We start from the raw sequence: 19,565 nt of genomic DNA on the forward strand, positions 1-19,565 counted from the left end.
GCATTCCCGGTGAAAGCACTTATACAGCTCGCAGACATTCCGCGTAGCACGTATTACTATTGGGTGAAAAACTTCGGACGTCCTGATCCAGATGCAGAACTGAAAGTATTGATTAAATCTGTTTTCGATGAACATGAAGGTCGGTTTGGTTACCGTCGTATTCGTGATGAACTTAGAAATCGCGGACACCTAGTAAACCACAAAAAGGTACAGCGTATCATGAAAGAACTAGGGCTAAAATGTCTTGTCCGTATGAAAAAATATCGCTCTTACAAAGGAACTGTGGGCAAGATTGCACTAAATATTTTAGATCGGAATTTCAAAGCTGAAAAATCAAATGAGAAATGGGTTACGGATATTACAGAGTTTAAATTATTTGGAGAAAAGCTATATTTATCGACGATATTGGACTTATTTAATGGAGAAATCATTACGTATACAATCGGTTCAAGACCAACCTACTCACTCATTTCAACGATGTTAGATCAAGCTTTTGAACGTTTAACAGACGACGATACTCTCCTTATTCATTCCGATCAAGGCTGGCATTATCAAATGAAACAATACCGTAATGCCGGAACGTGGCATTACGCAAAGTATGTCTCGCAAAGGGAATTGTTACGATAAAATCTGTTATGGAAAATTTCTTTGGTATCATGAAATCGGAACTTCTTTATCTAAAAGAATTTTAAAGTGTGGAACACTTTAAACAAGAACTAGCAAAATATATAGAATACTATAATCACAAACGAATCAAGGCAAAATTAAAAGGGATGAGCCCGGTATACAATACCGAGCTCATGACTAACAAGCTGCCTAACGAGATAACCTGTCTAACTTTATGGGGTCAGTTCACGTTAAGGAATCGGCTTTTTTTAGTTTGCTTCTTCAAGTAAAGCACTGTGAGATTGAGAAGATTTATACTTCAAATACCTTATTTTTTGCTTTCGGGCTTAACACTTCTTCCGGCTTTAACACTGCTAATAGCTCTCCATTATTGACTTTATTGACCCAATCGCATCGGCTTCACCTTTTTCAATGAAATTTTCTGGAACTTCTTATTGTCCATTGACTATTGCAGGAACTCTCCCGTATTTTTTCGCTATAGGTGAAAATGATGCTTCCGCTAATGCGAGCTTCCATGCTTCAAATCCATTCATATTCATCAATCATTGTTAGTAATTCCCATCTAGCAATATTCGCCACTTGGGATTGCCCATAGACGCTGGATGCTGGTGTTAAAGCTTGAATTTGTACTGTGCCCCATACTACTTCCTCAAAACGTTGATTAATAAAAAAGTAATGCTTTTCTTTTTGTTGTTAAAACAGGAAAAAATAGTACAAATTTAGTCAATGTAATGTTTCTTAAAATCTGGATGGATAGAAAATTTTTTACGTAAATTGGCAAGGTTTTCACCAAAACTTTCTTCTAAAAGCTCTCTATGTTTCTCCATAATTTCCATGAGATACAAATCATGAATCATGACTTCTGTAATTGGCATTACCAAACCTACATGCATTGTCCATGCCGCACGACTATCTTTACCCAGCGAGACAATACCTGCTACTACTTCTGAGTCATCTCCACTAATAACAAGCCATCGTCCACCATACTCTTCTGTAATTTCATGACCCATATAATGGAGGTAAACATTAGCAAAATCACATACGATTTCCCCATAAGCAATAATTGTTACATTGACCCCTCTAGTTGCTGCCTGTCTTAGTTCAGACTCCAATTCTTCGAATTCCTCTTCCCAAATCTCTAAGAGGATTCTTTTTTCAGCAGATAATATACAAGCTTTAACCTTTTCGAGTATTTCATTGCGTCCAGTGATATTCCAGATATTTTCACGGTCATTTGCAGAACTTTCAAACTCTGCTAATGATTTTTCTGCCAGTTCAAAATTCTCTTCTGCTTTCATTCGACGGTTTTTTATTAGCTCCTTTGCAGGTACAGGAGTATACTGTGGTGTGTTACCAGGACTAACCAGAATATCCCCTCTTATTGCGAGACCGTCCAGAATTTCATATATTCTTGAACGTGGTACACCGGAGTTTTTTGCTACTGCATAGCCAGTCAATGGCGATTCTTCCAATAAGGTAAGATATGCTTTCGCTTCATATTCGGTAAAATTTAGATTTTTTAATGTTTCTAAAATGTTTTCTTTCATAAATCCTCCAACACAACCTTAGTTGCTACCTTAGTAACTAATATCTTAGCAAAATCTGTTGACCTTTTCCATAAGCATCCAATATAATTAATAAGTAGTTACTTGAGTAGCCACTAACAAACGAGAAGGGAGAAATAGTATGGATAGCTTACTAACTTACATATCAATAGTTGCAATGATGGTTATTATACCCGGAGCAGATACTATGCTCCTAGTGAAAAACACGCTTCGCTATGGTCCAAAAGCTGGACATTATACCGTTCTCGGAATGGCAACGGGACTTTCTTTTTGGACGCTTATTGCTATTCTTGGGTTATCTGTCGTCATTGCAAAGTCTGTGATTCTTTTCAGTACAATCAAATATTTGGGAGCCGCCTACTTAATTTATTTAGGGATTAAAAGTTTTTTTACTAAAAGCGCTTTTTCTTTAAAAGAAATACAAGCACAAGCAAATACACCCACGAAGTATTTAAATCGGCATAATAAGGATTCCTTTATGCAAGCATTACTTAATAATATTCTTAATCCAAAGACTATTTTAGTTTATATAACAATCATGCCGCAATTTGTCAATTTGAATGGAAATGTAAACCAGCAATTGATTATATTAGCCTTCATCTTAACCTTACTCGCTGTATTATGGTTTCTATTTCTTGTTTATCTAATTGATTACGCAAAAAAATGGTTGAACAACTCCAAATTCCAGAAAGCGTTCCAAAAATCAACTGGCTTAATTTTAATAGGTTTTGGCATTAAAACAGGAATATAAATTGTATAAAATAACTAATTTGATTCAATCCGTTCAAAAAATTGAACGGTTTTTCTATTCACTCCATATGTTTCTAACAAACTTGTTAACTACCTGCCCATTTAGTTCCATAAGAAAAGTGCTGCCCTTATAAACAGCTCTGATTTCAGCTAACGCACCGTTAGTTCATTAATAGGTACCACCTAATCCCCATCAAGCCAAGACAAATCATTACCCCCATAACTAAAAAAAGCTATTTTTCTGTAATTCCATGGAAATGATGGTGTTTTTTAAGTGTATATTTCAAATGTAAGAAACAGAGTAATGTAGTAGAATAGATAGTACTGGAGGGGGATTTGATGAAAGAATATATTTATGTGAAGTACGAAAAAAAGTGAACTTGAAATTTGGAATTTTAAAAAAAGACATTGTATTTACCATATCACTCTTGTTTGCAATCGTAAGCTGTTTATTCCATTCACCAAAACTGGAATATATTGATTTTAAAGTATTAGTCAGTTTATTTAATCTTATGCTCGTAGTTAAGGCTCTGGAAGATCTTAAACTATTGGATAAGTTCGCCATTGCCATACTGAGTAAATGTCATAATAGTAAAAGTGTTTCAGCAATCCTAATTTTATTATGCTTTTTTAGTTCCATGCTTGTAACGAATGATGTGGCATTAATAACATTTGTACCATTAACACTTATAATTAGTAAGATTATACAAACTTCTATGTTAGATACTATTATACTAGAGACAATTGCGGCTAACATCGGAAGCAGCCTAACTCCTATGGGAAATCCTCAAAATCTTTATATATTTACTAACTACGGAATAAGGCCCATACAATTTTTTACAACAATCCTTCTATTAGTGGTTCTTGGAATTATTCTATTATTCTTTCTTAATCAAAGATTGAATAGTAAAACACTGGAAATGGAACTTCCGTATATTTCTATAAAAAATAAAAAAAGGGCAACAGTATGGGGAATTCTATTTGGCATCATATCTGCATCCATACTTGGGGTTTTAAGCTACAAACTTGCGTTCATCATCGCTTTGGGAACCGCATGTTTACTTGATATAAAATTATTGAAGAAAATTGATTATTTATTGCTTATTACTTTTATATGTTTTTTTATATTTATAGGAAACATATCGGATTTAAAGGTAGTACACACATTTGCAAGCGAACATCTCAAAAGTCCTACATCTATCTTTTTCAGTTCCATAATTTTAAGCCAACTGATAAGCAATGTACCAGCTGCGATCTTTTTATCAAAATTCTCCGTGAATTGGCAGCCTTTATTAGTAGGTGTAAATTTAGGTGGACTTGGTACGATAGTTGCTTCCCTCGCAAGTGTAATTTCATTTAAACTTTTTATTAAGAGAGATCCACAAAAAAGTAAAATGTACCTTATAAGGTTTAGCTTTTATAACTTTTCGATTTTAGCTCTTTTAACTCTTGTTTATTACTTTACAATGAAAAATCAAAATTTCTTTTAATATAGGTTTAAACAACTTTGGGTTTTTTATATTGGATTTGCCTTAACATATGCCTATAGGGGTGCCGCCATATGCCCAGCAAGCTAGGGCATATCATTACCCCAAAAACAAAAAAACGCTATTCTTTCTGTAATATGTAGAAAGGATGGTGTTTTTTTATGTGTCACGCGGTTTCAGGTGAAGCAACCTCTTTTGCATATAGCCACACATTCATTGCGGTTATTCCTTTTATAACGATTATTTATAAATATATAAAAATTAACTATTTTTATTATTTATCTCTCAATGTTAACATTTTGTTATACCTTATTTTGAAAGGATGAGAGATGAATGGCTAAACAATATTCTGAATTTACAGTATTCGGACTCGGCCCCATTGGCATTGAAATACTACGCAGTGCTTACCAAACCAATCCACAATCGATTTTCGGAGTTGTTGATATTGATCCCGATAAGATAGGTAAGGACATTGGCTCACTCATCAATGAAAAGGAAACGAATAAATGTGTAGTCTCCCATATAAAGGAAGTAAGGCCTGACGCTGACCACCCTGTCGCCCTTCATGCAACTGGATCAAACGCACAGCAAGTATGGCCTCAAATCAAAGAGCTTCTAGATCATGGATTTTCAGTGGTTTCCACCTGTGAGGAGCTTTCTTTCCCTTGGCATCGCTATCCTGTACTTTCACAGGAAATAGATGATTACGCTAAAGAAAAGGGACTTAGTGTCATTGGGACCGGAATTAATCCAGGCTACATAATGGATACTATGGCCATTTCTTTTTCTACAGTATTGACGACGGTTAATAAAATTAGGGTCAATCGTAAAGTGGATGTTTCGAAAAGGCGCCTTCCCTTACAAAAGAAGGTCGGAATCGGGATGACCAAAGAAGAGTTTGAATTTTTAGCTGAACAAAATAAAATTGGACATGTAGGACTTGAGGAGTCTGTCAGATTAATCGCTTATGGGCTCAATTGGAAACTTTCAAGTGTACTCAATACAATTGAACCAACGATTGCAAGCGAAAATATTACCGTTCCCCTAACTAGCTTAAAACCTGGGGATGTTAAGGGGCTTCATCAAATTTCTACGGGCAAGACCACGGACGGAAAGGAAATTCACCTGGATTTAACGATGTCTGCAGGTATTAAACAAGAAGATGAAATCGTTATCGAGGGGAACGAAACCCAAAGATTGATAGTTCCAAACGGCATCTTTGGGGATACTGCAACCGCTGCAATGATTATCAATACCGCTAAGCAAATTGATGCCCTCCGTAAACCAGGTTTACTTACAATGGCTGACATCGGGGTGCCGAGAAATATAAATCAATCAGACTTTGTGCATATTTAGAGGCAGACCAACGATCATCCGTATGATTGTGACCAGATTCAAAAACTTGAATATAGCGATGTAGATTGCTTACTTTATTTGCATAGGTGAACCATCCCAAATTGTTCACCTATGCATCTTGGCTCAGTTAGTATGGTTGATGATATGCGCTTTCCTAAAGCTGCTAACATCAACCATTTTACTGCTGAGCAGCCCATAAAAGACAAAAAACCACCATGATCGGTGGCTTTGCAGGTTATTCCCTATTCATTTTTTTATATAGGAATCAACCAGCTTATGTAAGTCATCGTAATTAAGGAAACTATCGATTTAAAAGATGATTGTTTGGAAAATATCATTTTCTAGTTTCTTTAAGATTTTTTAGAACCTAGTTTCATGGAAATTTCCTTGGCAGCTTTCGTTACTTTGTCAATCAATTCAGGCAAACGACCTTCCTGAAATCTAGCCTCTATCCCAGCCACACTAATGCCAGCTACTATTTGATCTTTGCCATTGAGTATCGGCGCACTCACCGCTTTCGTATAATTCTCCAGTTCAGATGAAGTTATCGTGTAACCTTTCATTCTAGCTTCATCTAAAGCATGACGAAGTATATCTTTATCCATTATCGTTCCAATGGCAATTGGTTTTAATTCAATACTTTCCAAATAAGCTTCACGCTCTTCTTCTGGCAAATGCGCTAGTATGATTCGAGAATCGCCAGCGTATAATGGCGAACGCCTTCCAATAGATGTATAAAGTCGAACAGGATGCAATGTGTCCACCTTTTCAATGTACATGGCTTCGTCCTTATCCCTCACAATTAAATTCACTGCTTCTTCTACATCATCCCGAAGGTCTTTCATGATGGGATAGGCAATTGATCTGATATCCAAACGCTCCCCTACCAGTTGACCAAACTGCAAGAATATCAGTCCAAGTGAATAATGGCCGTCATCGTCCCTTGTTAAAAATCCCATTTCTTCTAATGATCCCACCATACGGTGCAAAGAGGTTTTCGGCAGGTCGGAAAGTTCCACCATCTCATTAAAGGTGAGTTTCGGATGATTTATGAAAAGGGTAAGGATCTGCATGGACTTCACGACGGTTTTGTTATGTGCCTGCATACTTTTTCTCCTTCATGTTTTTAAGTTTTTAGTTAATAATTCATTAGATAGGTGTTTTCTATTATAAAACATGAGCACTTAATCCTATTAGCTTCTTAGCGTTTTTCTTCAAAACTTTCAGCTTTAGTTTTTGAGGCATAGTTCTAACTGCAGCCCCAATGGGACCCCCCCAGGAATTCCTTGTATATAAATTGACTTGGATTTCTCTACAAAGGTATTTCCAAAAATACTTTTGTCCCTCTTTCCTCTACTGAATGAATGGAAAGGTTTCCACCGGCAGCTCTGGCTCTCTCCTCCATACTGAATAAGCCTACGCCACGGGTAACCTTTTTAATATCAAAGCCCTTTCCTTTATCCTCTATGACCACACGAATTTCTTCATCAATTTCCCGAATCGTGACTGTTGCTTCTTGAGTATGAGCATATTTACGAATATTCGTTAATGCTTCTTGGATTATACGGTAAATGGTAATTTCTTTGTTTGTGTTCAGACGGCAATTTAAATAACAGTCAAAATGGACCCTGATATGATGATGCTCTGAAAACCGGACCAAATAAGAGCGAATGGCAGGAAATAAACCAAGATCATCGAGTACTGATGGCCGCAGTTCCCATGATAGGTGTCGAAGTTCTTCGATTATTTCAGTCGCTTCATCTCGCATCTGATCTAACAGGGGATGACTCATTTCTGCCTGCAGCCTGTTAATCGTGATGAGATGGCTGTACAGGTTCTGTCCGATACCATCGTGAAGCTCGCGGGAAAGGCGTTTCCTTTCATCTTCCTGAACATCAATGATTTTACCCGTCATTTTCTGAATCTCTTCTTCCGCAATCTTCCTATTGGTCACTTCATGGCGAATCGCCAAATACTGGTAAGGTTTTTTGTGCTCATCAAGAAACGGAACTATTGTCGTATCTACCCAATAATAAGTTCCATCCTTGGTCATATTTTTAATCTCGCCTTTCCATACATTCCCGGATGAAATCATTTTCCATAGATCATTGAAAAATTCTCTAGAATGAAATCCCGAGTTAATAATTCGGTGATTCTGTCCAATCAGCTCTTCCTTTGAAAATTTGGAAATCCTGCAAAATTGATCATTAACATATTTGATGGTCCCTTTTTGATCGGTTATTGCTACAATTGATGAAGCATCCAAAGCAAATTGAAAATCGACCAGTTTGTGTACGGATTTTTTCAGTTCCTCTACAACTCGTTTATATTCGGTAATTTCCTTCCGAATTGCCAGGTATTTATACGGTTTCCCCATTTCATTTAAGAAAGGGACAATTGTGGTATCTACCCAATAATAGGTTCCATCCTTTGCTCTGTTCTTAACCTCGCCTTGCCATACACTTCCTGCTGAGATTGTTCTCCAAAGATTTTGCATAAATTGCTTTGAATGATGACCTGAATTGATAATTCGATGATCTTTCCCTAAAAGCTCTGATGCTGAATATTTGGATACCTCACAAAATTTCTTATTGAAGGATTTTATCTTGCCTTTTTCATCTGTAAAAGCAACAATCGTTGATTCATCTATTGCGTACATTATATCAACCAGCTCATTTATGGGATAGGATTGATTTTGATTAAGCCGTGATTGGTCTTTCACTTTATGGAACACGACTAAGTAATGGACCTCTTTTTCAAGAGAAAAGGCATTCATCCTGAAAAAAAGGGAAAAAGCATGACCATCCTTGTGAATTCCGAGCTGGTGGATTATTTCTCCTTCCCCACTTGCCTGAAGGTTTGCTCCTGGCATAAGATTCAAAATTTTTTCTCCTATTAATTCATGATTTGAATAACCAAAATTTTCATATACCCGTTGATTCGCAAAAGAGATGATGCCAGATTCATTGACGAGAATTGTCGCATCGCCGGACCCAGAAAAATTCTCTTTTTCCTTTTCCAAATGATTATTCCAGTCCATACATAGTCCTCCTGTTGCCGTTAAATTGAGCTGTTTAATTCCTTTTCCAATTTTTTCGCTGCATCAAGGATCGTTTGCTGGTCACTTTCAGAAATAGGCTGAGTTGTTCTATTACCTACCAATAATACTCCTTTGAGAACACCTTTAAATTGAATTGGAACTGCGAAAGCGAATCTAAGATTTTCCGCGAGCATGATAGGGTATTCTAGTGCTTTGCCGAGGATATTATTAGGAAAATCTTCAATTTTCATCGGCCTGCCTGTAGAGATGACCTTACCTGCTATCCCTTTCCCATATCGAACAGTTATTCTTTTGTATTTATCATTTCTGTTCCCTGCGGCATAATGCCAGCTTACATCTGGACCGTTACTGTTTTGTAAAGCAAGACCAACAAAATCACAGTCCAACTCTTTTAATACTTGTACACACGTTTGTTTAAATGGTTGATCTTTTCTTGATTTATTGTACACGTTAAATTCCATGCCCTAATAACCCCTTTTTTAAAGCAAATGCAACAAGTTCAGGTCTTGTTTTCATCTGAAGCTTCTCCATCAGGTTTCCTTTATGGGTTTCAACCGTTTTCACACTTATGACAAGTTGTCCGGCAATTTCTTTATTGGAAAATCCTTTCGCAATCAATGTCAGCACCTCTTTTTCACGGTCCGAAAGCAGATTGAAAATATCAGAGGTCCCCTGCTTCACACTGCCTATGTATACTTCCATTAACCTTTTTGTTGCAGATGGATGAAGGTAAGCATTTCCGGTCGAGACAGAGCGAATAGCTAGTAATAATTCTTCATGTGGTGCACTTTTTAAGATACAGCCTGAAGCCCCTGCTTGAATGGCTCTGAATAAATATTCTTCATCATCATGCATTGTAAGTATTAATATGGATACTTCAGGCATTAGTTTTTTCAGTTCTGAAGTTGCTGATAAGCCATCTTTCCCATGAGGCATGCTTAAATCCATGACTACCACATTAGGCTGGTGCTCTAGCGCTTGCTGTATTCCTTCGTTCCCTTCAGAAGCTTCCGCTATGACTTCCATATCAGCATGATTATTTAATAGCATCTTTAAGCCCATTCTTACAACGGCGTGATCATCGCAAAGCAAAATTTTTATCAAAGCCTGCTCCCCCTTAGCTCTGTTCGTATATGTATTGTTATTAGTTGAATATGAAACAACAACGGGGATTGCTTAATTAGCAAACCCCTTGTTTAGTACATTTTAATATAATGGAAGGGAAATCTCTATAGAAGTCCCTTCATCTATTTTTGAAAATATGAAACATTTTCCTCCAATCAAATGCATTCTTTCACTCATGGCTGCAAGCCCGCTCGACTTATTCATAGCGGTTTCCACCTCAAACCCTTTTCCTGAATCTTTAATCATGATCAATAACCTGCTTTTTTTCCATTTGAATAGTATACTTGCCTTCATCGTATCAGCATATCTGGCTATATTCACTAATGCTTCCTGGCAGACTCTGAAAAGTGTAATGCTATCTCTATCAGATATTTTCGATTCAACACCCAGATTCTCTACCTCAACTTCAATGCCATATGTTGAAGTGTATAATTTTATATAGCTTTTCATAGCAGAAATCAGACCCAGAGTTGTAAGGGTAGGAGGATGCAATTCCACAGCCAAGAGCCTGATTTCTTGAATTGTCTTTTCCAATAGCTGGTTCATATCGCCTGCATAGCTTTTCATGGCAGGCTGTTCGATTTCCTTTTCAATGAGCTGCATACCTGTAAAGAGACTGTAGAGGGACTGTCCCACACCTTCATGAAGCTCCATTGCAATTCGTTTAATCTCTTCTTCATGAGTTTGAATAATGTAAGAACTAATGTTTTTTTTGAGTGGCTGAGTATTCATTCCCACCCTCCTTACTTGTTTGTCGCAAATTATCGGTCAGACCGACTTACGCCACGTCCTCCCAAAAGTTACGCTTTCTATCGAGCGATGTATTCTTGTTCAGTGGGAAAGTTTGCACTAAATTTTTGTACGTCAAAAGCTCCGCTTCAAGACTGAGAATTTACGATATATAATTTCTTTATGCTTTTTTCACTATATTACTTGAAATGTCACTAAACATCCCGGCATATTGAACGACATCCCCGGCATCATTTTTTATTGCACTTATTGTCAGCCATTGTAGATATTGTTGTCCATCCTTCCGGCTATTCAAGATTTCACCTTGCCAGAAACCATTTTTTTTAATAGAATTCCATAATTCCTCATAAAAAGTTTGAGGTTGTTTACCAGACTTAAGTATACTAGGATTCTTTCCAAGTACTTCATTTTCCTGATAGCCCGTAATTTTAGTAAATGCAGGGTTTACTGAAATGATTTTACCACTGATATCGGTGATCAAAATGCCTTCTATTGTATGGTCAATCACTTCTTTGGCAAGCCCCATTTTACCTTGGAAATACATCCAGACAACTAAAATCAAACTTGCGAGGGCAACTTCGGACAATGCCATGAACCCGATTGCATAATGACCTGTAATATTGAATAACAAGGATAGAATTAACGGAGGAAAAAAACCTCCCAAACCACCCATTGCTGACACAATTCCATTCACAATACCAGCCTGCTTTTGAAAATACATCGGCACAAGCTTAAAAATAACACCGTTTCCTATTCCAGCACAGAGAGCAATGCTTAAACAGCCGAATGTGTACCATCCGAATGATGGAGCAAAGGATAGGATCATGGCTGAAATCGTATAAACACCAAAAACAAACATGAGCAGAATAAGAGAATGGAAGCGGTCGGCTAGCCACCCGCCAATTGGTCTCATAAGAGTAGCAAGGACAATAAAGCCAGCTGTCCTTACTCCGGCATCAACTTTATCTAATCCAAAATTCTCTACAAGAAAGTTTGGCAGATAAATAGTAAATGCAACAAAAGAACCGAATGTTATAAAGTAAAATAAGCTTAGCAGCCACAGTTTTTCATTTTTGTAGACACCCTTAATTTGTTCTAAAAGCGGGGTTTTTACTTTCGGTTCCTTTTTATCCCCCAATAGGAAGTTACAAACGATAAAGACTGACAAAATCACAAGATAAAGCTGTACGGTTGTCGACCAGCCAAACTTCGTAGCTACAGCGGGGGCTGCGAACGCTGAAATGGCCGTTCCGAGGTTTCCTGCACCATAAATACCGTTAATAAAGCCATGGCGTTCCTTAGGATAATACTTCGGTAAAGAAGTTACTCCAACAGAGAATACGGCTCCCCCAATTCCCAGGAAAAGCCCCCCAATCAACAAATCAGCAAGAGAATCCGCGATACTGATATAATAAACAGGGAATAACAGCGATATAAAGCTAATCAGGAAAATTTTCCTGGCCCCGAACTGATTGGCGTAAAATCCAAGGGGTATGCGAAGGATAGATCCTAAAATAACCGGGACAGCTGTTACCAGTGCAAGCTGACCATCCGGTATATTGATATCTTCTTTAATAAAAGGCAGCAGGGAAGAAATTAATACCCATACCATAAATCCTACAACGAGATTTAAGGTGTGTAATGGCAGCTGAATTTTTTTAAACATCCTGACCACTCTCTCTTCTAATTATATATTGTAAACCCGAATTTTCATCAAAAGCTACCCACTCATTTACACTTTTAGTCAAAATCGATTTCAATGGGACAGCAAAAAAGTTAATGTCGTCAAAATAAATGCGCAGATGTGTGATGTCAGGACAAAGCTCCACCTTAACAATCGTTTTTGTAACGAAAGAAGCTTTATCCTGGCCACCATCATCTAGGATGGCTACACTCGCTTTTTCTGATACTAATGGTTGTATATCTTCTATTTTAATGGGCTCCACAGGTATTGCACCCCCTCTTTGTCATGTAAACGTTTAGTTGATACCCGTGCAAATGTTTCCAGAATAAATCTCCTGCATGAATCTCGATAAATTCAATTGCTTCCTCTTCAGACTCCCATCTGCTCATTCCTTTTACTTCAGCAACTACAATATCGACCCCATCGATTGACTTTTCATCTAAATACCAGTTTAGTCGGACATCTTTAAAAAGATCTGAAAGGAGCATATCGATTTCAACAGCAAAATTTCCAGATGCTTCTTTTATAAAACAAAAATCAAGGTACGTTTCACTGTTCATTTACATTCACGCCTTTTCATTTTTCGTTTTTTTATATGTAAATAACGCTAAGGGAAACACCAGTATGTTTAATCCCACAAATATTAAAACATTCACATAATTTTCATAATAATATTGGTGAACCATAAATTGGGTAAATACTATATTCATCATAAAGAAAGCACAGAGCAACGCGACACCAATAAACTTAAGCCTCATAACGCTTCACCCTTACTGCGTATACCGCTCCATTTTCCACTTTCAGCTGAATCTCTGGCAGCGGCCTTCTTGGCGGACCCGCAGTTGGAACACCTGTTTCAACATCAAATTTCCCATGATGGCAAGGACAAACCATCTCTCCCTCTTCCTTCACCCAGAAAACCGGGCAGCGAAGATGTGTGCATGCATTTTGGTAAGCTGCGTATTTCTTTTCTGATAATCTGATCAAAATGGCATCATCATGATCACCTGGAAATTTAAAATTCATTGCGTCACCAATTGCAAGTTTGCTTACATCTGTGATTTTTTTGTGAGGATACTCCTTCTCCCCAAGCCCCAGCAATTCTTTAGCCGCTACCGCCCCCCAAGGGAGGGAGGAAATGGCGAATACGCCAGCAGCACCCACTAATGTTTTCATGAACCCACGTCTGTCAAGCTTTCTTTCATTATTCCGTTCAATATTATGAGTGTAATTATCTTCATTAAAGGGAATTTTATTATTTTTATCTGACGGCATCTTAATCCCTCCTAATATAACTTAGTTATCCCCTGTAAAATACCTGGAAGATTTACCTTAACGTTCGCTTCACTTTCAAGATAAGGAAGGCTAGTCACCCATTTTCCATTATCTAGATTAAATTGTTTTCTCTTATTTTCAATTTCTTCATCGGTCAACCATTGAAGTGTATTGGATGGGCAAACACTTGCACACATTGGCGGGATACTGTCTTTTGTCCGGTCGATACATAAATCGCATTTGTACATTAGGTTTTGTTCAGTGTCAAATTTCGGTATTCCGTATGGGCAAGCAATCGTACAATTTTGGCAGCCGATACATTTTTCAACGAGTGCCGATAATACGGCACCTGTCTCATGGATTTGGATTGCCTGGGCCGGACAACTCCTTGCACAGGCCGGATTCACACAATGAAGGCACATAAGAGGCATCGTTTGCCGATTAACCAGAGGGTTTACATCATATACATAGTTTCTGTTCCTCTCTTCATGCCCCCCGCATTGTGTACAAGCCGCTAGGCATGACCGGCATCCTATACAGTTTTCAAGTTCTAAGTAGAGCCTCTTTTTCATTTATTGCACCTTCTTTATTTCGACTTTTTCCATTTGAGCTGCACAGACCTTAAATTCCGGCATACGGGAGATTGGATCAAGCGCTGCAATTGTTAATAGATTGATAGATTGCTCGTGGCCAAAGTGGTATGGAACAAATACAGTGTCTTCACGAATGGCTTCTGTAATTTTCACTTTATAGATTGCCTCGCCTCTTCGGGTAAATAGACGGACTTTATCCTCATTTTCCAAATTGTATTTTTTTGCAAGTTCCGAATGTACTTCGACATACGGTTCGGGACACATATCGTGCAGGAACTGGATTCTTCTCGTCTGGTTCCCTGATAGATAATGGTAAACGACACGTCCAGTTGTTAAACGAAGCGGATATTTTTCATCTGGCTCCTCAGCAGGGGGGCGATAAGGAAGCGCACAAATTTTCGCTTTACTGTCTGCGTGATAGAATTTTTTATCCAGGAACATATGCGGCGTTCCCTTGTCATTGTCATCCTTACAAGGCCAAAATACTCCGTCCTGTTTGTCAATCTTATCCCATGTAGCGCCGTAATAATCGGCATTTCCGCCTTTACTAGCCAGTCTGAATTCATCTGCCACATCTTTTGCAGTTTTCAAATGGGAAAAATATCTTCCTCTCCCAAGACGTTCTGCAAGCTCTACTTGTATTTGCCAATCGGGCTTAGAATCTCCGATTGGTTCTTGTGCCTTATTTATCTTAATAATTCGTCCTTCCAGGTTTGTAACTGTACCTTCATCTTCTGACCACGTTACAGAAGGCAGGATCACATCCGCAAACTCTGCTGATTCAGAAAGATAGAAATCCGAACACAACATAAAATCCAGGTTTTTCATCGCACTTCTGACGAAATTTAAATTCGGCGCAGATACTGCAGGATTAGAACATAGCAGATACAATCCGCGGATCGTTTTTTGTTCCATCAGTTCAAACATTTCATAAGCAGAAACACCCGGCTGAGGCATTTCTTCCGGAGTGATTTTCCATACTTTACAAACTTCTTCTACATGTTTAGGATTTGTAATTTTCCGGTATCCTGGCAATAAATCCGCTTTCTGCCCATGCTCCCGACCCCCCTGTCCGTTTCCTTGACCAGTGAATGTTGCTACACCAGACTTCGGACGGCCAATCTTACCTGTTACAAGCGCCATGTTTGTATATCCAGATACATTGTCAACACCCTTACGCTGTTGTTCAATTCCACGGGCAAACATGACAACTGCATTCGGTGCTTTTCCATAAATCTCTGCTGCGCGAATGATCTTTTCCGGTGAAACACCTGTAAGCTCACTCGTATATTCCGGCGTAAATTCTTTTACTAGCTCTTTTGTTTCTTCAAATCCGTTTGTATGATTATTAATAAACTCTTCGTCAGCATAACCATTTTGAATTAATAAATTTAAGATTCCATTAGCAAGGGCAAGATCCGTTCCCGGTTTCAGGTCAAGGTGCAGATCTGCTCTTCTCGCAATAGGCGTTTCGCGGGGATCCACCACGATAATGTAACCGCCTCTTTCTTGTACGTTCCAGACACGAAACATAGAAGTTGGATGGCATTCTGCTGTGTTGCTTCCTGCAATAAATAAGCAATCTGTTTCATGAATATCTGTCCAGGGTAATGTTGAACCTCTATCTACGCCGAAAGAACGAAGGAATCCCCCGGCCGCACTTGACATACAGAAACGGCCATTATAGTCAATGTAGCGTGTTCCAAGAGCCACACGTGCAAATTTTCCTGTTAAATAGCATTTTTCATTTGTCATTGATACGCCACTGAAAACGGATAATGAATCTTTTCCATATTTTTTTTGAAGCTCACTGAATTTTTTCGCGATTAAATCATATGCTTCATTCCAGCTTGCTTCACGAAAGCCTTCCTTTGTTCCCTTTAATGATGCATCATCACGAATAAGCGGTTTTAAAATACGATCATCATGGTTCGTCTGCTGGTAAGCTGTGACCCCTTTTGGACACATTTTTCCAACCGTTACAGGCCAGTCATAACGTGGTTCAACCCCAATGATTTTATTTGTCGCTCTATTTACCCTTAAATTCATTCCGCACTGCATTCCACAATACGCACAATGCGTTTTGACCAATGTTTCATTCGGGTGTATCACATTCTCTACTTCTTTAAAAAACTTATCCCTTTGCATTCTGGTTTGCCTCCTTAACTTTTAGCTCATGGATAGGGAAACCGGAAAATTGAGCAATCCGGTATTTTCTTCGACAAGGTAGGCACATTTCAGCGAGATGATGGCCTTCCTTCGTTTGAAATTCGATATCATTCACGCCGAGAACCTCTACGACATCTTTTGATTGTTCTGATGAAACAAACTCATCACCACATACTTTGCATCCTTTCATGGATTGTTCCGCATAATGCTCTCTGTAGTTTCTTGCAAATACACTCAGTGGGCGGAAAGGTATGTGAGCAAGTTTTCCGAACGGAAGATAAATCAATGTAATAATGACTGACCACTGATGAATCAGGGACATAGCTGGCTGTCCTGTACCATGCAAAAAGATGTTCATGAACGTTAATGCCAATCCTGTAACACTGACTAATAACAGCATATATAATGGAAGAAAGTCATACATGAATTTTTGTTCTGCTCTTGCCTGCATATTTTTCAAGCGGCGGTAAAGTGCCATGCATACTCCCGTGATAACCATTACAGCAGTAATGTTCAGAGCGTTATATGATAAGTCCGCAATGATCCCATCAGCTGGTACTGTTATTACCTTGATCCCCATTGCGACGATGTTGTAGTAGCCATTGTCGTCCATGGTGAAGTACATCCATCCAAATACTAGAGGGAATGTCACAAAGCAGGAAAGAATACATCCCCAGCCGATTAGAACGTGCTGAGTCCATCGGTAAATTCCCCTATTCCAGATGAAATTGTATGTTGCTAAATGTTCAACTGATGTTTTAGGCGTTGATTTTTTAAATAGAAGTTTGATGCCTTTTTTTATAAAAATCTTTGTTGGCGGCCTTTCTCCCCAAGCGATAAACCTGTAAAAGAACCCCCCAATAAAAATAATCGTCCCCACCATATAGCCATAAAGGTTTAAATCTACGTGTGTAAACATTCTCGTGCCAAAAAACGATAAGGTTACAAGTCCGCAAACTGCTAGAAACATAGACTTGGCAAAATGTGATGCAAAAGCATTATCCATTGATTTTCCTGTTTTTTGATTTGCTGCTACTTTTGCCTGCATTACTATTCCTCCTCATTACAATTACCATACCTTTATTGTAAGAGGTGCCCCGATTTTTCCATATCGGGGAACTTCCCTATCCTAAGGGGAAAATTCCCCTATCTTTGAAAATAAAAAAACAGTTCTAATGTGCAGAACTGTTGTACTATATTTCAATTAAATTTTCTCTTTTCCAATTTTTATCTTGTAATGGAGGAGAACCGTTGGAAGTTTCTCTTAATATTAGCTTTTTTAGGAGAATGAACAAAAAAAGAAAGAACCCTAATATTAAGAGTACTTTCTTCCTTTTTGTTACTTCTTGATGAAGTAACTATATAACCTGCTGTTTTTTTAGGGCTAATGAAATCGAAACCTTCAATTCATTCAATTGTTGTTCTTTTTGAAGGAAAAGCTGCTCGGCTTCTTTTAAGGTTACTCGTGAAAATTGAATGGATTCCCCTGGTTTGATCTGGGCGATCATTGGTAAATCTGCCGTAATAACCTGAGCTATCTTAGGGTATCCTCCCGTTGTTTGGCTATCCGCAAGGAGAATGATCGGGTTTCCATCAGGAGGAACCTGAACAGAGCCGTTAGTTACTGCTTCAGACAATAGCTCACGTTTCTCGTTTAACTCAAGCAAAGGGCCAGAAATCCTATAGCCCATACGATCAGATTGGTTTGAAACTTTAAATAAATTCTCTGTAAAACTGACTTTACTGGAGTCCGTAAAATAATCGGACTGGCTTCCATCTATGAAACGAATAGCTGGCATGCGACTTGGCATAAACTCCTTATCATTGACAAACCACTTTGGAGCGGTGAACGCTTCCTTAAACTCCCGGTTATTTAGAATAGTAGAAGTTACATTAAAATCCACAACATCATCTACTTTTAACGCTCTTCCTTTATAGCCGCCGATTTCCCCTCTTAAATATGTGCTTTTACTATTCATAACTGTAGAAATAGCGTATCCTCCCGCAACAGACAAATAAGACCTACACCCTGATTTACACCCTTCAAATCGAAGAATGGTGCCTTTTTTTACATAAACAGGCTTCCACATTGGTACAGTCTGACTGTCAATAGTAGGTGATAAATTTCCACCTGTTATCGCGATCAAGCAATTTTTTTCTATTTTAAGTGTCGGACCCATTAACGTAATTTCCAGGGCCGCTTCACCTTCTTTATTACCAACTAACATATTGGCAATTCGAAGGGAATATGCATCCATTGCCCCGCTTATAATCACCCCATGTTGCTGAAATCCTTTTCTTCCAAGATCCTGAATACTAGTTAATAATCCCGGCTTGATTACACGCAGGCTCACTATACCCCCTCCTTTAGAGTCATTTCTTTATACTCTTGATTAGAAATTGGATGGAATTTCACAATGTCTCCTGCTTGTAATAAACTTGGGGGATCTACATTTGGCAAGAATAGTTTGGTTGGCGTTTGTCCGATTAATTGCCATCCACCAGGTGTTGATATAGGATATACTCCCGTTTGCATACCAGCAATTCCTACTGCCCCTGCAGGAATGGTCATTCGGGGAGAGGAACGCCTAGGCGTTGAAATTTTTTCTGATAGTCCACCGAGAAATGGAAAGCCTGGTGCAAATCCAATCATATAGGCCAAATACTCGCCGTTTGAATGAATATGGACGACTTCATCAGTAGTTAAATTATTATAACGGGCTACATATTCCAAATCCGGGCCATATTCATTCCCATAGCACACGGGAATGGACACCGTTCGATGTGAGAGCTTTTTATCTTCTTTTAAATCCTTTAATTTCGTTTCCAAGATCGAACGTACCACTTCATAGGGAGAAATGGTTTCAGTTTCATTGCTTTGTTTTTGATTCTTATAGATAACTAGAGGGTCGTAAAAAACCGTCAAATTAGTAAAAGCCGGCACACATTCTATAAATCCAGCAAAAGGTTCATCTTCAAGCAAATCCATAAACAGTTTAATTTTTTTGTGGATGTCGTATTTCATTTCATTCCCAAATGTAATCACGATTGCGGAATCGCCTAAGGGAGACAGTACGCATGTAGTTTTATTCAAAAGCTTTTCCGGCATAGAACTCATCTCTT

Annotated in this window: 18 protein-coding genes and 1 pseudogene; 4 read left to right on the forward strand and 15 right to left on the reverse strand. The window is 38.3% G+C overall.

The window, feature by feature from the left end:
• Window positions 1–808: pseudogene (locus ACFX4L_RS18305) on the forward strand (IS3 family transposase); the annotation flags it as partial.
• A gap of 538 nt (window positions 809–1,346) precedes the next feature.
• On the opposite strand, the gene ACFX4L_RS18310 reads toward ACFX4L_RS18305, so the two are convergent.
• Window positions 1,347–2,174 (reverse strand): TrmB family transcriptional regulator, encoded by an 828-nt coding sequence (locus ACFX4L_RS18310; RefSeq protein WP_061462872.1) that lies wholly within the window; start codon window positions 2,172–2,174, stop codon window positions 1,347–1,349.
• Window positions 2,175–2,313: 139 nt separating this feature from the next.
• Here ACFX4L_RS18310 and ACFX4L_RS18315 point away from each other — a divergent pair, with 139 nt between their 5' ends.
• The 3 genes from ACFX4L_RS18315 (at window position 2,314) to ACFX4L_RS18325 (ending at window position 5,785) form a co-directional block, all read left to right on the forward strand.
• A complete protein-coding gene (locus ACFX4L_RS18315; protein WP_061462871.1) occupies window positions 2,314–2,943 on the forward strand; it encodes a homoserine/threonine efflux transporter in 630 nt (209 codons plus the stop codon).
• A 313-nt stretch (window positions 2,944–3,256) separates the two neighbouring features.
• Window positions 3,257–4,432 (forward strand): SLC13 family permease, encoded by a 1,176-nt coding sequence (locus ACFX4L_RS18320; RefSeq protein ID WP_089363114.1) that lies wholly within the window; start codon window positions 3,257–3,259, stop codon window positions 4,430–4,432.
• 330 nt (window positions 4,433–4,762) lie between these two features.
• Window positions 4,763–5,785 (forward strand): NAD(P)H-dependent amine dehydrogenase family protein, encoded by a 1,023-nt coding sequence (locus ACFX4L_RS18325; protein WP_377383094.1) that lies wholly within the window; start codon window positions 4,763–4,765, stop codon window positions 5,783–5,785.
• 350 nt (window positions 5,786–6,135) lie between these two features.
• Here ACFX4L_RS18325 and ACFX4L_RS18330 read toward each other — a convergent pair whose 3' ends face one another.
• From ACFX4L_RS18330 to pxpB, 14 genes are all read right to left on the reverse strand, one after another.
• Window positions 6,136–6,891 carry an IclR family transcriptional regulator gene (locus tag ACFX4L_RS18330; protein ID WP_377405823.1) on the reverse strand — a complete coding sequence of 252 codons (756 nt, stop codon included), beginning with the start codon at window positions 6,889–6,891 and terminating at the stop codon, window positions 6,136–6,138.
• A 206-nt stretch (window positions 6,892–7,097) separates the two neighbouring features.
• Window positions 7,098–8,825, reverse strand: a complete 1,728-nt coding sequence (locus ACFX4L_RS18335) for a PAS domain S-box protein (protein WP_377405825.1) — start codon at window positions 8,823–8,825, stop codon at window positions 7,098–7,100.
• Window positions 8,826–8,845: 20 nt separating this feature from the next.
• Window positions 8,846–9,307: a GAF domain-containing protein gene (locus tag ACFX4L_RS18340; RefSeq protein WP_284471003.1), complete on the reverse strand. Its 462-nt coding sequence runs from the start codon at window positions 9,305–9,307 to the stop codon at window positions 8,846–8,848.
• On the reverse strand, window positions 9,297–9,950 hold the full coding sequence (locus ACFX4L_RS18345; RefSeq protein WP_061462865.1) for a response regulator transcription factor: 654 nt from the start codon (window positions 9,948–9,950) through the stop codon (window positions 9,297–9,299). Before ACFX4L_RS18345 ends, ACFX4L_RS18340 begins: the two co-directional genes overlap by 11 nt.
• Before the next feature lie 102 nt (window positions 9,951–10,052).
• Window positions 10,053–10,703, reverse strand: coding sequence for a sensor histidine kinase (locus ACFX4L_RS18350; RefSeq protein ID WP_284471005.1), 651 nt, complete (start codon window positions 10,701–10,703; stop codon window positions 10,053–10,055).
• Between the two features lie 178 nt (window positions 10,704–10,881).
• Window positions 10,882–12,387 carry a nitrate/nitrite transporter gene (locus ACFX4L_RS18355; protein ID WP_284471006.1) on the reverse strand — a complete coding sequence of 502 codons (1,506 nt, stop codon included), beginning with the start codon at window positions 12,385–12,387 and terminating at the stop codon, window positions 10,882–10,884.
• Entirely contained in the window at window positions 12,380–12,667 is a 288-nt protein-coding gene (locus ACFX4L_RS18360) for a hypothetical protein (protein ID WP_284471007.1), read from the reverse strand. Before ACFX4L_RS18360 ends, ACFX4L_RS18355 begins: the two co-directional genes overlap by 8 nt.
• Window positions 12,654–12,965, reverse strand: coding sequence for a hypothetical protein (locus ACFX4L_RS18365; RefSeq protein ID WP_089363119.1), 312 nt, complete (start codon window positions 12,963–12,965; stop codon window positions 12,654–12,656). Before ACFX4L_RS18365 ends, ACFX4L_RS18360 begins: the two co-directional genes overlap by 14 nt.
• Before the next feature lie 187 nt (window positions 12,966–13,152).
• Window positions 13,153–13,680 (reverse strand): QcrA and Rieske domain-containing protein, encoded by a 528-nt coding sequence (locus tag ACFX4L_RS18370; RefSeq protein ID WP_377405828.1) that lies wholly within the window; start codon window positions 13,678–13,680, stop codon window positions 13,153–13,155.
• An 11-nt stretch (window positions 13,681–13,691) separates the two neighbouring features.
• On the reverse strand, window positions 13,692–14,252 hold the full coding sequence (locus ACFX4L_RS18375; protein ID WP_377405830.1) for a 4Fe-4S dicluster domain-containing protein: 561 nt from the start codon (window positions 14,250–14,252) through the stop codon (window positions 13,692–13,694).
• Entirely contained in the window at window positions 14,253–16,421 is a 2,169-nt protein-coding gene (locus ACFX4L_RS18380) for a molybdopterin oxidoreductase family protein (RefSeq protein WP_377405832.1), read from the reverse strand.
• Window positions 16,408–17,490 carry a hypothetical protein gene (locus ACFX4L_RS18385; RefSeq protein ID WP_284471010.1) on the reverse strand — a complete coding sequence of 361 codons (1,083 nt, stop codon included), beginning with the start codon at window positions 17,488–17,490 and terminating at the stop codon, window positions 16,408–16,410. The genes ACFX4L_RS18380 and ACFX4L_RS18385 overlap by 14 nt, the downstream gene beginning before the upstream one ends.
• A 310-nt stretch (window positions 17,491–17,800) precedes the next feature.
• Window positions 17,801–18,796 (reverse strand): 5-oxoprolinase subunit C family protein, encoded by a 996-nt coding sequence (locus ACFX4L_RS18390; RefSeq protein ID WP_317778674.1) that lies wholly within the window; start codon window positions 18,794–18,796, stop codon window positions 17,801–17,803.
• Complete coding sequence (pxpB, locus tag ACFX4L_RS18395) at window positions 18,796–19,560, reverse strand: 5-oxoprolinase subunit PxpB (protein ID WP_377405835.1); 765 nt, start codon at window positions 19,558–19,560, stop codon at window positions 18,796–18,798. The genes ACFX4L_RS18390 and pxpB overlap by 1 nt, the downstream gene beginning before the upstream one ends.
• Between the last annotated feature and the right edge of the window lie 5 nt (window positions 19,561–19,565).

It is taken from the genome of Peribacillus sp. YIM B13482, from assembly GCF_042787975.1.
Taxonomy (GTDB): Bacteria; Bacillota; Bacilli; order Bacillales; family DSM-1321; genus Peribacillus; species Peribacillus simplex_A.